Below are 15,042 nucleotides of genomic sequence, written 5' to 3'. Positions count from 1 at the left end.
CGAGTTAATAACACAAACTAAGGCAGGCAAATTAAATGCCTGCTTTTTTTATACAACACAATTAAATGAAAGTACTAAGATTAAATACAAGTGAACAATTTAGTTGCATACCTAGAGAATACCCAAATCCAAGCGATACGTTAAGCGTAAAGCTTAAGAATGAATTGACAAACCTAGTAATTGATTTGGTGTTTACTTTCAATTTATCGGACGCATATTTAACTGTAATCGTTGAAGATGTACCAGCCGATTTTGCAACGGGTAATAAGTACGAAATAACTATTACCAACATAACACAACAAGACAAAACGGTCTATTTAGGCAAGCTTTTGATTGTTGATGAGCATACAGATATACAAAATTATGACTACCAAAAACAGTCGAACAGCCGTTTCGAATACTAATAACATCCATTCATTTAGCGCAAACGTGATGATGTCAGCCTATCAGCCTATTGACATCAAACCAAGTTACGGGCGCAAGTGGCTGACCAATGGAACTAACAACGCAAACTATAGAGTTTACAAAGACGCATACGACGACAGCCCAACAAATGCCAGTATTATTAACTCATTCGTAAACTATATCTATGGTGAGGGCTTAGAAGACATCAACGGTCAGAACATCAATAAATACATAAGCGAAGAAGATGTTTTATTGATTTGCCAAGACTACAAAACGTACGGAGGTTATGCAATTCAAATCATTTGGAGCGTTGCAAAGAAGCCTTTAAGAATCGAATACATACCAGTTTACAAATTAGGTGTTAACCTAAACGACAACTACGAAATAGACGGGTTTTGGTATAGCTGGGATTGGTGCAACCAATACAGATACAAGCCTGCATTTTATCCATTATACGACGGAGTTTATAAGGGTGCGGACTTGGAAATACTTTTAGTAAGAAGACCGACACCTGAGCCTTATTTCCCTATTCCTGATTACTTGGCTGGGATTCCTTGGGCTAATGTCGAGGGAAGACTTGCGAACGCAGCGAAGCACCACTTTATCAATGCATTGGGCGTACTTACTGTAATCAACTACAATAACGGGCGTATTCACGAAGACGACGAAGCAAAAGCGCAAGCGCAAAAGGTTAGGGATGATATAACGGGAACGGAAAACCAAAGCAAGGTAATTGTTGCCTTTAACGATGGTATCGAAACAGCCGTAACAGTTGACCAGCTTAGCCCGCCTGAGCTTAACCAGCAAAACGTTTTTTATTCTGAAGAAGCAGAAAGAAAGTTAATCGTTGCACACTCAGCACCGCCAATCTTGTTTGCTGGTTCGACAGCTGGAAACGGTTTTAGCTCAAACGCTGACGAAATCGCAACCGCTACACGTGGTTTGTATCGTGAAAACATCAACCCAATGCGTAAGGTTATCATAAGAGGACTTAACCAAGTGTTTAGCGTAATCGATTCAACTATCGAACTGGATTTTAAAGACTTCGACGAAGAGACAAGACTTGAAAACACCAACAACACAAGCAAAGCCAATTCGACAAACTTAAGCCTATTGCCAACAGACGAAAATAGCGAAGAAGTTGACCAATTTGATGAAGCAACCAAACAAGCACAGGCACAACTTAGGGGTTCAGTAGGTGGTGTTGATTCAATCTTGGCGATACAAGCATCTTATGTGGCTGGTACGACATCATACGCAAGTGCAATCGCAATGCTAAATCTAATTTTTGGATTCAACAGACTGCAAGCGGTGAGGCTTTTAGGAGACCCGCAACCAGCAGAAAATAACGCAAATGAAACACCAATTTCATAATGGCAAAAACCAAAATTCTTATCAAACCCAATACAATAAGTGAAACGGTCGGGTTTGGTGGAAATATCGACATCAACCAATTAACGCCAAGCATTGTAATTGCTCAGACAACCTACTTAAAAAGGATTCTAGGAACTGATTTATACGACAAAATCGAGGCAGATTACAGCGCAGGAACGTTAAGCGGAACTTATGAGACCATTTACACCGATTACGTAATCGATATGCTTTCATTTTTCAGTTGTAGCGTGTATTTGAGCATCAATACAAGCAAAACAACCAACGCAGGCACTTACAAGATAGGCGTTGAGGGTTCACAGAACACGCCAGCCAATGAGCTTACGATACTTGGCAAGACTTACGAATCGATAGCGATTCAATACGAATCAAATTTCTATGAATTCATAAAGAAAAACCCTGTTCCTGAGTACGGAAACAATAACGATACAAAAAATACAACCAATCTTATAGGTTGGTATTAATATGGCACAAAAACACATAAATACTGACATTCCTAACAGCGGAAACGGTGACGCTTTAAGGGATGCATTCAATAAAACAGAAGACAACTTCAACGAATTATACGCAAATAAGGTTGACAAGGTAAGCGGTAAAGGGCTTTCAACAAACGACTACACGACAGCAGACAAAACCAAACTTGACGGCATCCCAGCAGATGCAGAAAAGAACGTACAAGCGGATTTTTTAGTTAATGACCCGTCAAGCGACGCTTATATCAAGAACAAGCCAGCCTTTGTAACTGCTGTTAATTGGGGCGATATTACGGGCGACATCACCAATCAAAGCGATTTGCAAAATGCCTTGGCTGAAAAGACTGATTTTGCCTATGTTGATGGTAAGATAACGCAAACTATTTCTAGCGGTACGACAGACTTTGCACCGTCAGAAGATGCAGTTTTTAATGCTTTGAGCCTTAAACAAGACACAGCTCAAAAGAACACAGCCAACGGTTACGCTGGTTTAGATGCATCAGGTAAGGTTTTTTCTAACCAGTTGCCAGCTTTGGCTATTTCTGAGACTTTCGTTGTTGCTTCACAGTCTGCAATGCTTGCTTTATCAGGTGCAGAGCAGGGAGATATTGCGGTAAGAACGGACGTAAACAAAACTTTCATTCTTAAGCAAAGCCCATATTCAACGCTTGCCAACTGGCAGGAACTTTTAACGCCAACGGATGCAGTAACAAGCGTTTTCGGGCGTGTTGGTGCGGTCGTGGCTAATAGTGGCGATTATACAACGGCACTTGTTCCTGATACAACAAACAAGAGGTATCAAACGGACGCTCAAGCGGCCCGAAATGATGCGACAAGTTCAATTCAAACGCAGTTGGATAGCAAACAGCCACTTATCACAAACAATATTACAGGAACTGGTGCAAATGGTCAATTATCATTTTTCAACGGTACAAATACGCTTGCGGGTGATTCTGCTTTGTATTGGAATAACACGACAAAAAGATTAAGTGTTAACGGTACGACAAACCCATCAACAATATTAGAAGTTAGGAGTGAAGGGCAAGACAATTTGTATCTAGCTAATTACAATAATTCATTTGGTGTAGGTGCTAACATTGTATCAAGAAGATACGGAGGAACTAAGGCGTTGCCAACAGCAACATTAAATACTTATGTTTTAACAGGATTATATGGTGGAGGTTATGACGGCACAACAGATGGAACATATACTGCGGCGATTAGATTTATTGCTGGTGAAGACTTTACAAGTAGTGGACAAGGAACTACAATATCTTTTGATACAACACCCCTTGGTTCAGTTGTTAGAACTGAAAAATTTAAAATTAATGGTAATGGTAGTATTCAGATAAACACAACACCAACCACGTCAACAACTGGTTATGATATTTTAACCCGTAACGCCTCAACTGGTTTAATTGAAAAGGCTTTAAACAGCGGTTTTCTACATACAACAGGTGATGAAACTTTTACAGGTTTAAAAACTGCAATCAACACAGGTTCTACAAGTAATGCAGGTATTGTTTTAACAAATAGTGCAACAGGTGGAACACAAGTATTAAATGTAACCAATACAGATAACGCTATAGGTGCAAGATTTACAACTGCATCGGGTAGTACAGGGATTGGAGCATATTTCAACAATCTTGGTACAAGTGTAGCCGAGGGTATTAGAGTACGTACAGCAGCGGGATTTGGTTTGCGTGTTGAGAATGACGATACTGGTACAGGAGTTTATTTAAACAGTAATACCGTTTCAACTGGTGACTTGCTTAAAATCGCAAAAAGCAATTCGGTTGTTGCTCGTATCGATTCGAACGGTATGTATAGAGCATCTAATACGGGTACAGGTTCAACGGTTGGTATCGATGTTTATAATGGTGGTAGTTCAGGTACGCAAGTTATTAATATTAACAATGCTTCAACTGGTGTAGGTCAAAGAATTACGAACAACTCAACAGGTACAGGTTTTGCAATAACTAATGTTTCAACTGGTGTTGCTCAGTACATAGCCAACGCAAGCAATGGTAATGCAATTGCACTGGATAATGCTGGAACTGGTGCGGGTATTGTTTTAAACAGTAATACTGGGTCGAATGGTGATTTAATTGCATTCAGAAAAAACTCAACGGGAACGCTAAGAGTTGATAGTGAGGGAATGATTAGAGCCACAAACAACGGAACAACTGCAACGAATGGTATAGACTTCACTAACAGCGGTTCAGCACCTCAAATTATCAACGTGATTAATAATAGTACGGGTGTTGGTCAAAGAGTAACAAACAACGGTACAGGTTCAGGGATTTTGCTTGCTAATACTTCAACAGGTTGGGGTACTTATATTTCAAATCAATCAACTGGTAATGCCTTTGGTGGTGATAACATTAGCGGTGGAACAATGATGTATTTCAACTCGATGAGTGGTTCAACTGGTGATTTATTGCAGTTCCGTAAAAACAGTGTTTTAACTACCAAGTTCGACCAAAACGGTTTGATGTCCTCAACAAATACAAGTTCGGCACAAACAGCTGGTATTTCATTAACAAATGCTGGTTCTAGTGGTTCGCAAGTTTTGATTACAAATAGCACAGGCGGTGGACGTGGTGCAGTATTCCAGTCAAATAACGGTAGTATAGCGGCAGCGGTTGAAAACTCAGGCGCAGGCTCAGGTTTTTATATAAGTAATATTTCAACTGGTCGAGGTGCAACTTTTGACAACGTTAGCACTGGTGCGCTTACTATTTTGAATTCTCAAACCGCATCAACTGGCGACTTATTGAGATTTACCAAAAATGGTGCTACAACAACATATTTTGACCAAAACGGTTTATTTAATGCTTCAAACACCACTACAACACAAACAACTGGTGCTTTATTAGTAAATAGTGCAACAGGTGCATCACAAGTATTAACGGTTAGCAATACCAGCGGTGGGCGTGGTATCTTATTGACCAACGGGTCAACAGGTACGGGGCTTGTTACGGCTAATAACGGTGCTGGAATAGGACTTTATGTAAATAATGTATCAACAGGTGTTGGTTATCAATCAGACAATCAAACTACAGGTGCGTTAATGTCTTTGAATAGTGTTTCATCTTCAACAGGTGATTTACTTACATTCAGAAAGAACAGCGTTTTAACTACCAAGTTCGACCAAAACGGTTTGATGACATCGACCAATACGGGAACTACTTTAAATACGGGTATTGCTTTAACAAACAACGGTACAACAGTTAACGGTCACTCTCTAAAAGTAACCAATACTTCAACTGGTGTTGGTACTTATATCGACAACCAAGCGGGCGGTAGTGGCGAGTATATCAATAATGCAGGTGCAGGAAACGGTTTAAACATTCAAAACACATCATCAGGTAGAGGTTTGTACGCAGTGACTTCAAACGCTTTTGGTATCGGTTTAGAATCAGAAGTTACAGGGGCTGGTATCGGTTATAATGCAATAAATCAATCGACTGGTACAGGTTACCAAGTAATCAACAACTCAACAGGTAAAGGATTTTTTGCTCAGTCGTCTAGTGCGTCAGGTGGAAACAATTTTGTTGCCAATGTTGCAACGGGTAGTATAGCAAGTAACTTTTTAGGTCAAAACAACGGTACTACAACATTTAGTGTTGACAGATTTGGTAACATCGTTGCAAGCACTTACTCAGGTAGTGCAACGCTTACAGGTACACCGACAGCACCGACAGCGGCGGCGGGTACATCAACAACGCAAATTGCAACAACTGCTTTCGTTGCCAATGCCAATGCAAACGTAATGACGGTATCGGGTGCGGTTCAAAACATCACAAGTGCTAAGAACTTCAATAACCCTAACTCGACATCAGCAACACTAAATACAAACGTTAGCGGAACTGGTACAGCGGGATTTGTTGCAACATCTAGCAACAACGGTATTGCGGCCTCTTTTGTCAACTTTACAACAAGCCGAAACGGTGATTTAGTTAACATTCAAAATCAGGGGTCATTTTCAAGTGGTGCTTTATTGGGGCTTACAAATAACGGTGGTTCAAACGATGCTGATTTAATCCAAGGTTACAATACAACAGGCGGTACTTTGTTTAAAGTTGCAAAGACTGGTATTGTAACAGGTAACGGTTTTGTTAAACAGGGTGGGGCATCAACCGAGTTTTTAATGGCTGACGGTTCAGTCAAAACGGACGCAAGACCATATAAATCTTACGTTGCTTTGTTGACCCAAACAGGAACTAGCGCACCAGTTGCAACCGTACTTGAAAACTCAATTGGTTCAATCGTTTGGACTAGAAGCGTTGCAGGAACTTATGATGCTACATTAACGGGTGCATTTACAGCGAATAAAACTGTTACGTTCCTTACAGACGGTAGTCCTTTAGGTTCAAGTTCAGCAGAACAATTGCACGCTTATTACACTAGTGCTAATGTTACAACTATAAATACAAGGCAAAACGGTACATCGGTTGATGGTCTGCTTACCAAAGCAACAGTAGAAATCAGAGTTTATCCATAAGACTAAATAAACAAAATTTAAAAGGGCAATTGGTTTACGATTGCCCTTTTTGATACTATAATATACTTAAGGTTGAAAGCACCGAATCACAAAAATTAATGATTAAAAAATTGAAAATACTATTACTATGCGTTGCGATAATCACAACGTTTTTAACACCTATTGCGGGCTTGCTTTGGTTGATGATGCTTTTTGTCTTGTTAGATACAAGTTTCGGCATATACGTTAGCATCAAATTAGAGGGCTTAAAATCCTTTAAATCTCATAAGTTATTCAACATCGTTGTAAAGCTTTTTTTCTACTTAATGACAATCATAATGTCATTCCTAGTAAACAAGTATTTGCTGAGCGAAACACTTTTCGGGATTAAGTTTCTAATTCCAAAAATCGTAACAGCGTTATGGACTTATATTGAAATCAAATCGATTGATGAAAGCAGTATGAAGCTAGGCAATAAATCGGTTTGGGTGTTATTAAAAGAAATGATTGACAGGTTAAAAGGGATTAAATCGGACTTGAACGAATTGATTGACGAAAAGAAAGAAAAATAAACTCGATGCGTACATCGGGATAACTCAAAATATTTCTACGATATGCGAGTTTTTCAAACATTGCACCAAATGGAAGCAGATATTTACCGCTGGTCAGCACAAAAGATTAAAGCAACATTCAACTATAGAGAATTTAATAAAAGCCTTAAGAATCACCCGTACAGCTTTGGCTTGTGCCTAAATCTTGAAAGGCTTAAAATTGAGTTCCTGGCAACTGAGGACTATGAATATTTATATGGTATTCGAGACTATTTAAAAAGATTTGAATAAAAGAAAAGAGGTCAATGCGACCTCTTTTTTATTGATACTTATATGTTGATAACTAATATTCTTTTTAATTAAGGTAGCTTTTTTGTATGGAAAAATTTGACTAATTTTATCCCCGATAATTTATTAAATCAAAAATAGCCCATTCTTACATTATGTAAGTGGGCTTTGTATGTTCTTATTTTTAATTTAAACCTTTGTGTTATGAAAAAAGATTTAAACTATGCCACTTGGGGCAGCTCCGAGAAGCGAGTAATAACTTTCTTAATACACGATTATGGGTAAAAAGAAAAAAACGATGTTTTGGTCACATCAACAAATTATGTCCTGCCTCCAAGCTTTGACTGATTTGTTGTTTGTTCTGTACCTTTTGACACATCATTAGAAGCAAATTCCTAACCTACGGGTTAGGTTTTTTTTAACTAAACATTGTTAAGTTACGGAAACCCGTAAATCAATACTACAAATAGTAATAGTAAAAAATCTTACTTTAAACTTCTGTTTGCAAATATACAACAAAAGTATAATACAAAAGTATAATAGATATACAAAAAGTATATTTAATAATAAAGATAATAAACGAAATAATAGTGCAAATAGTTATAGACGTACTAAAGGTAATAAATGTAAGACCAGTAATAGCAGTAGAAAAGGTGTAAATATAGCAAAGCTAAAGATGTAGATTGTTAATATAAGAAATAAGTCAAAGATGTAACAATTAATAAAACTATTAGAATTTTAATTGCTATAATTTCAAACTTTATTTCTCTTTCAAATTCATTAAAGTTATCCCTAAATTCTCTTTTTGCATCGAAATATTTTTCTTCTAGTGATTTTGTCATTTTAATTTATTTGAAGTTTTGTGCAATTTAATATGTAATTGTTTACTAATATTACGGAAATCCGTAATTGACTATTATTTAAAACCTAGAATTTATTGATGTCTTATATTTTGTTATTAATTAGAACATTTTATTTTTTACAATTGTTTCAAACTGTACTAATTTTGTTTTTCTAAATTTTGGTATTATGGAAAATGAAGTACAAAAAGCAATTTCAGTAGATGAACATATACTGAATGCATCGGGATTGGTAAAGGATAAAAGAGGTTACAACGCAATGCTTAACCTGCTACAAAATGGATTGTTGATGTATGAAAGATTAGGTGTTGAAGACACGGGCGAATTTATTAAGGTGCTCGACCATATCGGTCTTGAATGGCGCTTTTTTGACGGTGGCATCGAATTAGTAGAAAATGCAAAAACAAAGTACTATATAAGGGAAATACATAACAAGCAACCACCGCACAAACCTTTGTCAAAGCTTAGAACTTATGTTGAGGGTGAAGGTTGGCTTAGGACACGCAACTCAGATTTTTTAAATGAAAAAGGCTAACCTGTAGGTTAGCCTTATTTTTATATTACATTACAAACCAATTGTCAGATTTTTTAATTAACATCTTCATATCAAGCTCAATTTTTAAAAGTGCTTCATTCTGCTTTGAGAGTGAATCTAAGTGCGACAACAATCTTGTTTTAGACATTTTTTCACTTTTAATGTAATTATATCTTTCATCGGATAATTTACGATTATATTCTTCGGTCATTAGTTCGTAATAGTTGCCTAATGTTACATCACTGTCAGGGAATGCGATTCTATTTGAAGCATTATAATCAATGATATACTTATGTAGCATTTCTTGTGTACTTTTTGAAAGTATTTGATTTTGTTTAAACAAATAAAGAAGATGCTCTTTTTCTTCTTTTGTACTCTCACTCATATAGTGGATTTTAAAAGCAACGAAAGTTCCAACAACGAGTGGAATAAAAAAATACCAAAACTCTCTAGTTTCTAAAATGTCCATTATAAAAATTTAAAATTAATTTATAAAAGTACTTGTATTTATATGATAATCAAAAATAAAATTATCAACAGAAAAGTGTTAATTTTGTTATAAAGCTAGAAAACATATGTGTTATTACGTTGACCAGAAATCGAGCCGTAGAGACGTAAAGATACGTTTCAACATCGCCGTAAATAATAATGGTGATTTTTACGAGGGCGTATTTGTAAATGGTTTTGAACATCCAAACTTGCCAATAATTACGAACGACAACCCAGCAGAAATAACAACAAACTCTTACTGGGGTCTTGTTCCTTTTTGGGCTAAAAATATGGAGTTCAGAGACAAGACGCTTAACGCACGTATTGAAACAATTGGTACTACAGCATCATATAAAAATATTTTGAGTAATCGCTGTTTGATAATTGCAACATCCTACTATGAGTGGCGATGGCTAGACCCAAAAGGAAAACAAAAAGAAAAGTATCAAATCTTTTCGCAGAATGACGAAATTTTTTGCTTTGCTGGATTGTATGACAGCTGGGTTAATCCTGCAAATGGTGAGGTCATAAAATCGTTTACAATGGTAACTACGCAAGCAAATGAAACTATGAAGTTTGTTCACAATAACAGGGAACGAATGCCTATTGTTTTAAATAGGGAAGACGAACAAAAATATTTAGACCCGTCAACCGATATTGCTAAATTTGCATATCCTTACGAATCAAAAATTGTTGCATTTCAAACCAAATAATAAAGTTATGGATTATTACAACGGAAAAACGAACGATGATTTTATTGCTTATTATTTAGAAGTGATGAACTGCAGAAAAGAATTAATCAACTATACTTACCTGTACGAGTTTACAGAGCCTGACGATGCTATAATTGAACATTTTCAAAGATGCAGAAGTGTATTAGCACGATACATAGAGACTGAAATAAGTACGGGTTCATATGAGCAAGGTTTGAACGTTGACAACAATAAACTTAATGACTTAGCAAAAGTGAAATTAGATGAAATTTCACCGTTAATAATGCCGTATGAGGAAAAATACTATGATGAGGTTAAAGTAATCCAAATTGATTTTAACCCAGTTTCTAATTTGGATGATGTTCAAGATTTAGAATAACATCTTTGCCGTCCGTTGTCATATCATAGATAGTTGAATTGGCAAGCAGTTTCAAAATGAAATCATCAATTTCAATTTCGGTCATCGCATCGTAATCGATAGGGTCAGGTGTGTCAAAGAAAATTTCAATGTATGTAATTTCTCGGCTCACTTCTCGCATATCATCATCGATAAAATCCGCTTGGTTGTCAATCTCAACACCGAAATATTCAACCATTGCGTCACCAGTATTAATCAAATGAGTGACGAAATCTAAAGACAAGTCGTTTGTTGCCGTCTTGGTTGTGGTCAATATTAAAGTATGGTCGTACATAATTGAGACATTGCTATATCAAAATTAAATAAAAAAAGGCTAACTTTTTACGGTTAGCCTTCTTTAATTTAATACCCTTTTTTGCTTGTTATTTTGTTGCGCTATATTGTCTTATTAATTCCACGCCCAAATCAAAGTTTATATTATCCTTGTTCCAATGTCCTTCATCGCCGTAACCATTTAAATATTGGTCAACATACAATGTGTTATCAAACACGAGAGCTTCAACAATAATACGCTCATTTTCTTTGTATTGGTAGGCTTTGCCGAAAACCGTATCATAAGTAAGAACTTTGCTATCTGTTCCGTCTATTGTGAAAACTTCGGGTTTTTGTTCATCCTTACGAATAAGTTTGTCAAACTCAATTAAGTTGTCGAAATCTTCATTAAACTCAATTTTATTTGCTCTTATCTTTTCAATAATTTCTTTTTCGTCTTCATTGCATAATTCAATAGATTGAATTTGGTTAACTGCTTGGTCGTTTTCGCTTTCAATTATACCTATGTAATTTTCATTTGCTGGCACGTTTGCCCATTTGTTGGCAATGTTTGTTTTTACGGTTGCTTTTTCGTCAGCATTCAAACCCCAGTAATTTTTTAGCATATTGATTTTGTACCAATTTTTATTAATTCTTGCTATATAAGTGCAAGGGTTGCCGTAGTAATTAATAATAAAATTGCCTTTTTCATCGATTGCTGAATATATGGCATCGCCAACTTTGTAGACTAAATTTTGTGCGATTGTTTCCTCTTTGCTTAGTATTCTTTTTAATGTACTCATTTTGTTTTTGGTTTTTGATTCGTTGAATATTTCTTTTAAAATCCTAAATAAATTTATTTATAACGATTAACTTTTTTAATTAATCATTAAATGATTTTTGATAATGCAAAGATATAAAAAACAATTCATATATAAAAATTTTTAATTAAGTTTTTTGAAAAATCAGTTAATTTAATCAGTTAAAAACCAAATAAATTTATTTGGTTTTAATTAAGTAGTTTAAGGTGTTGATGTTCAGGTGTTTAATTGGTTAAGTTAATTTAAGCTTACCAATCTCTTTGAATAGGGCGGTACGTTCATCAATTCCGATAAGACCCCCGTTGATTTTCTTGGTCACACGTTGAATGCTCAAATCGGTATCATCGTTAATCACTGAATTGATTTTATTGCTTTTCCAATACCATAACGCACTGATTAACGCATTTGCTTCACTCAAAAGTAAATCAGGTTCACTAAGTATATTATCGTTGTTTAAATGGTCTGCAAATTGCTTATAGTTGTCTTTACCCGTTAACTGGATAAATCCACGACCACGATAACGCCAGCCGTCACCGCTGGCAACGTCACCGTTGCCCATTCGGTCAGCATATACGATGTTGGCGATTTGCTCAGGCTTGCGTGCAACCTTGTTGGCATCATCCAAGGATTTGAAGTATTTCTTAAAGATTGATGTTAACGCCTTGGCTGAGTAGTTGAGGTTTTCAGCACGTGGGATTAGCTTCGATTCGTGGTAAAGCTGGCTAAAGAAATGTACACGCTTCAACTGCGTATCGATTCCGTACTCGTTGAGCTTGGTATTGTATTTTGTGTTAAAGGTTTGTATTAATTCATTCATTAAGGTTTAAGAGGTTAATAGCGTCGTTATTGTGCAATTTAATTGCGGGCTTGTTTTCGGTATCTGCTTTGGGGTCGGCAGAGTTGGCAGGCAGTCCGTGCGGTGAAAACTCGACATCGAACAAGTGCGTAATATCCCAAATGCGGGGCACGTTGGGTTTGTCGTAGTAAAACATAATGTAATGCACATATATCTTTTCATTTGGGTACAAAGCTTGCATTTGTCTTTTAAGGTCTTGCAATGCCTCGTATTTCTTTTGTTCGAGAATCCAATCGTTGAACTGATTGTATCGATAACTCGGTCGGTGCTTTATCTCACCGATAACGTAGTCCTGAGTTGAACCTGTCTTATAAGCCACGTCGTAGCTGGCTTTTTTCTGTACAGAGAATCTGTTAATGTTCCAATCGTTAAGCCCATTGGTGAAGCTTCGGAACTGCTCACGCCCTAAGCGTTCGTTCCTTTCGAAAAATGTTTCATTCATATTGATTAGTTATTATACTAATAAATATATCGCATAATCCAAAAAACTAAAGAATTAGTTAAGTATTTGTATAATTAAATAATATAACATACATTTGCGCTTATTAATCAATTAAATCAATGCTATGTTTTTTAAATTCAATGGCGAGATTATAGAAGCCACAAGTCCAAAACCTGCTAAGACGGCGAGAAAGGATGATGATAAAGGTTTGTACACATTATCAACAAAGAATGCGCTTAAGCTATCTAACCACGTGCTGGAACAGTTAAAGGTTAAGGTAGGTGATAAGATAGCGTATGAGAAATATAACGATGTTGTTTTCATATTCAAAGCAACCACCGACGACCAAGGAGGCGCACCACTTACAAAGCTTGGTTCAAACAAAAGCTTTGTGCGTCTGAATTACTCAACGCTTTGGAACGAACTCAAAGGAGACGAGCAGAGCGTTAACAAATACGAACTTGGCGAACCAGTGCCGATAACTGACAAGAAAGGAAAAGAAACGGGCGCATTTGCCTTTACGGTTGTATTCGTTGAGAATACGCCAAAGCAGGTTGCGACACCCAAGACGGGAAAAGGTAAAGGAACGGTTAAGCGCACTAGGCGTGTGCAGGCTGACACCATACCAGCAAACGGTACACTCAACTTCGAATTTCCATTTAAGAAAGCAAACTAGTATAAAGCCCGTCACTCGACGGGTTTTTTTATATAACTCAATTGAGTTATGTGTTGACTAATTTATATAACTTAATTGAGTTAGGTATTGATTGATTTATATAACTTAATTAAGTTATATCTTAATTGTTAAAATTAACTAATTGTTTTGATTGTTCGATTATTTGTTATATGTTTGCAAAGTCAAATTGAAAGACATACCAATTATAAAATTTAACCTTAAACAAATAACATTATGAATTTTCCAGAATCTTTTTCAATCAGTGTAGTAGTACCAACAGTAAACGGTGACTTAGCAAAAGTTTTAACAGTAAGCCAAAAAACACTTGCTAAAATCAATTACGCTAATGATTACAATAACGACAGTAAAAAACACGGTTCAGACCGAACAATCTTTGCTTTGTATCAGCAAGCTGATAGTATTACTGGTGCGCCTCTTAAAAAAGGTTTCGGTGGTGCATTGACCAAAAAGCAGTTTGAGCAAATCCTTTTAGATGATTACAATAGCAAATTAGAGTTATCAGATGTTAATGGGACTTACGAGCCTTATAACGACGTGTTAACACCATTCATAAGTAGAAGATTAATTGAAACGGCAATCAACGAACTTGAGCAGTACGATGAAAGCACAGACGCAACCGACCCTAATGACAAAAGTTATTTATTGAATGAAACTCAATTCAGCGAGTTTAAATTTAGACAATTGTTTTTCGATAAGTTGAATTCAAAATTCACAGATTGGGAACAAAGATATATTTGGGAGTGGCTTAAAATTGACGGTTATTTTGAAAATGAAAAAATAAACGTTGAAGACTTTGGCGATATGGTGACGACCCTAAAAAAATCATTAGAAACTATTGAAACAGCAGAAGAAGAAATTTTAGGAAAAAAGTAAAACCTTAAAGATATAAAACAATAAACCCCGACTTAACTTTATGCTTAGTCGGGGTTTTTTATTGTTGGTCTTCTTGGTCCACATTATCGCAGTCCTCAAAGAATCCTTTCATTGCTTCAACAAATTGCTTTTTCTTTTGTTCGTGCTTATCAATCTCGTTGAGGATTTGATTTAGTAATTTATCCTCAGGTGTTTCTTGTTCCATCTTATGCGTGGCTTTTTTGTATTTCCGTTATTAGCTGGTCAAACGACATCTTAAATTCATTCTTAGATATCAACTGACCCTTTATTATTTTGCTTTCAAATAGCGCACCGTTTGCGCTATGTGTGTACGTGTAGAGCAGACCGTCAGCGTACAGCATCCTTATTGTGTTCTTTTGGTATTTAATCCTGATACCAGTTGCGTATGGGTTCTTGACATACGTTAGCAGTCCTTTGCGGTTGAACCGTTTTGTTATTATGAGCTTGCCGTTGAAGTATTCCTTAAGTTC

Annotated in this window: 18 protein-coding genes; 11 read left to right on the top strand and 7 right to left on the bottom strand. The window is 36.3% G+C overall.

From position 1 onward, the window contains the following. The first annotated feature begins 65 nt into the window (after positions 1–65). From FND99_RS02075 to FND99_RS02050, 6 genes are all read left to right on the top strand, one after another. A complete protein-coding gene (locus FND99_RS02075) occupies positions 66–404 on the top strand; it encodes a hypothetical protein (RefSeq protein ID WP_144336335.1) in 339 nt (112 codons plus the stop codon). Further along, positions 364–1,779: a hypothetical protein gene (locus tag FND99_RS02070; protein ID WP_144336334.1), complete on the top strand. Its 1,416-nt coding sequence runs from the start codon at positions 364–366 to the stop codon at positions 1,777–1,779. Before FND99_RS02075 ends, FND99_RS02070 begins: the two co-directional genes overlap by 41 nt. Then, the gene (locus tag FND99_RS02065; RefSeq protein ID WP_144336333.1) at positions 1,779–2,261 is read left to right on the top strand and encodes a DUF6712 family protein; all 483 of its coding nucleotides are present in this window, start codon (positions 1,779–1,781) and stop codon (positions 2,259–2,261) included. Before FND99_RS02070 ends, FND99_RS02065 begins: the two co-directional genes overlap by 1 nt. A gap of 1 nt (position 2,262) precedes the next feature. After that, positions 2,263–6,777: a beta strand repeat-containing protein gene (locus FND99_RS02060; protein WP_144336332.1), complete on the top strand. Its 4,515-nt coding sequence runs from the start codon at positions 2,263–2,265 to the stop codon at positions 6,775–6,777. Positions 6,778–6,875: 98 nt separating this feature from the next. Continuing rightward, positions 6,876–7,328 (top strand): phage holin family protein, encoded by a 453-nt coding sequence (locus FND99_RS02055; protein WP_144336331.1) that lies wholly within the window; start codon positions 6,876–6,878, stop codon positions 7,326–7,328. Positions 7,329–7,397: 69 nt separating this feature from the next. Next, complete coding sequence (locus FND99_RS02050; RefSeq protein WP_144336330.1) at positions 7,398–7,598, top strand: hypothetical protein; 201 nt, start codon at positions 7,398–7,400, stop codon at positions 7,596–7,598. Positions 7,599–8,281: 683 nt separating this feature from the next. On the opposite strand, the gene FND99_RS20150 is transcribed toward FND99_RS02050, so the two are convergent. Next, positions 8,282–8,437: a hypothetical protein gene (locus FND99_RS20150; RefSeq protein WP_162615526.1), complete on the bottom strand. Its 156-nt coding sequence runs from the start codon at positions 8,435–8,437 to the stop codon at positions 8,282–8,284. Between the two features lie 187 nt (positions 8,438–8,624). On the opposite strand from FND99_RS20150, the gene FND99_RS02045 reads away from it, so the two are divergent. Then, a complete protein-coding gene (locus FND99_RS02045; RefSeq protein ID WP_144336329.1) occupies positions 8,625–8,990 on the top strand; it encodes a hypothetical protein in 366 nt (121 codons plus the stop codon). Positions 8,991–9,015: 25 nt separating this feature from the next. Here the strand turns inward: FND99_RS02045 and FND99_RS02040 are convergent, their stop codons facing one another. Beyond that, positions 9,016–9,459, bottom strand: coding sequence for a hypothetical protein (locus FND99_RS02040; protein ID WP_144336328.1), 444 nt, complete (start codon positions 9,457–9,459; stop codon positions 9,016–9,018). A 106-nt stretch (positions 9,460–9,565) separates the two neighbouring features. Here FND99_RS02040 and FND99_RS02035 point away from each other — a divergent pair, with 106 nt between their 5' ends. Together FND99_RS02035 and FND99_RS02030 are read left to right on the top strand one after the other, a co-directional pair. Beyond that, positions 9,566–10,192, top strand: a complete 627-nt coding sequence (locus FND99_RS02035) for an SOS response-associated peptidase (RefSeq protein ID WP_144336327.1) — start codon at positions 9,566–9,568, stop codon at positions 10,190–10,192. A gap of 7 nt (positions 10,193–10,199) precedes the next feature. After that, on the top strand, positions 10,200–10,571 hold the full coding sequence (locus tag FND99_RS02030) for a hypothetical protein (protein ID WP_144336326.1): 372 nt from the start codon (positions 10,200–10,202) through the stop codon (positions 10,569–10,571). Here FND99_RS02030 and FND99_RS02025 read toward each other — a convergent pair. The 4 genes from FND99_RS02025 to FND99_RS02010 all read right to left on the bottom strand — a co-directional run bounded on the left by FND99_RS02025 (position 10,540) and on the right by FND99_RS02010 (position 12,981). Continuing rightward, the gene (locus FND99_RS02025; RefSeq protein ID WP_211356613.1) at positions 10,540–10,884 is read right to left on the bottom strand and encodes a hypothetical protein; all 345 of its coding nucleotides are present in this window, start codon (positions 10,882–10,884) and stop codon (positions 10,540–10,542) included. The two genes, FND99_RS02030 and FND99_RS02025, sit on opposite strands and share 32 nt — an antisense overlap. Positions 10,885–10,972: 88 nt before the next feature. Next, on the bottom strand, positions 10,973–11,665 hold the full coding sequence (locus FND99_RS02020) for a hypothetical protein (protein ID WP_144336325.1): 693 nt from the start codon (positions 11,663–11,665) through the stop codon (positions 10,973–10,975). 250 nt (positions 11,666–11,915) lie between these two features. Beyond that, complete coding sequence (locus FND99_RS02015; RefSeq protein ID WP_144336324.1) at positions 11,916–12,500, bottom strand: glycoside hydrolase family 19 protein; 585 nt, start codon at positions 12,498–12,500, stop codon at positions 11,916–11,918. Continuing rightward, the gene (locus FND99_RS02010) at positions 12,493–12,981 is read right to left on the bottom strand and encodes a hypothetical protein (RefSeq protein WP_144336323.1); all 489 of its coding nucleotides are present in this window, start codon (positions 12,979–12,981) and stop codon (positions 12,493–12,495) included. Before FND99_RS02010 ends, FND99_RS02015 begins: the two co-directional genes overlap by 8 nt. Before the next feature lie 124 nt (positions 12,982–13,105). On the opposite strand from FND99_RS02010, the gene FND99_RS02005 reads away from it, so the two are divergent. Both FND99_RS02005 and FND99_RS02000 read left to right on the top strand, forming a co-directional pair. Continuing rightward, positions 13,106–13,657, top strand: coding sequence for a hypothetical protein (locus FND99_RS02005; protein WP_144336322.1), 552 nt, complete (start codon positions 13,106–13,108; stop codon positions 13,655–13,657). Positions 13,658–13,891: 234 nt separating this feature from the next. Beyond that, a complete protein-coding gene (locus FND99_RS02000) occupies positions 13,892–14,551 on the top strand; it encodes a hypothetical protein (protein WP_144336321.1) in 660 nt (219 codons plus the stop codon). A 58-nt stretch (positions 14,552–14,609) separates the two neighbouring features. Here the strand turns inward: FND99_RS02000 and FND99_RS20145 are convergent, their stop codons facing one another. After that, entirely contained in the window at positions 14,610–14,756 is a 147-nt protein-coding gene (locus FND99_RS20145) for a hypothetical protein (RefSeq protein WP_162615525.1), read from the bottom strand. Positions 14,757–15,042 lie beyond the last annotated feature (286 nt).

The organism is Flavobacterium daemonense (assembly GCF_007341385.1).
Lineage (GTDB): Bacteria > Bacteroidota > Bacteroidia > Flavobacteriales > Flavobacteriaceae > Flavobacterium > Flavobacterium daemonense.
The sequence above is the reverse complement of the archived record's forward strand: the minus strand, read 5'-3'. Positions and strand labels throughout refer to the sequence as shown.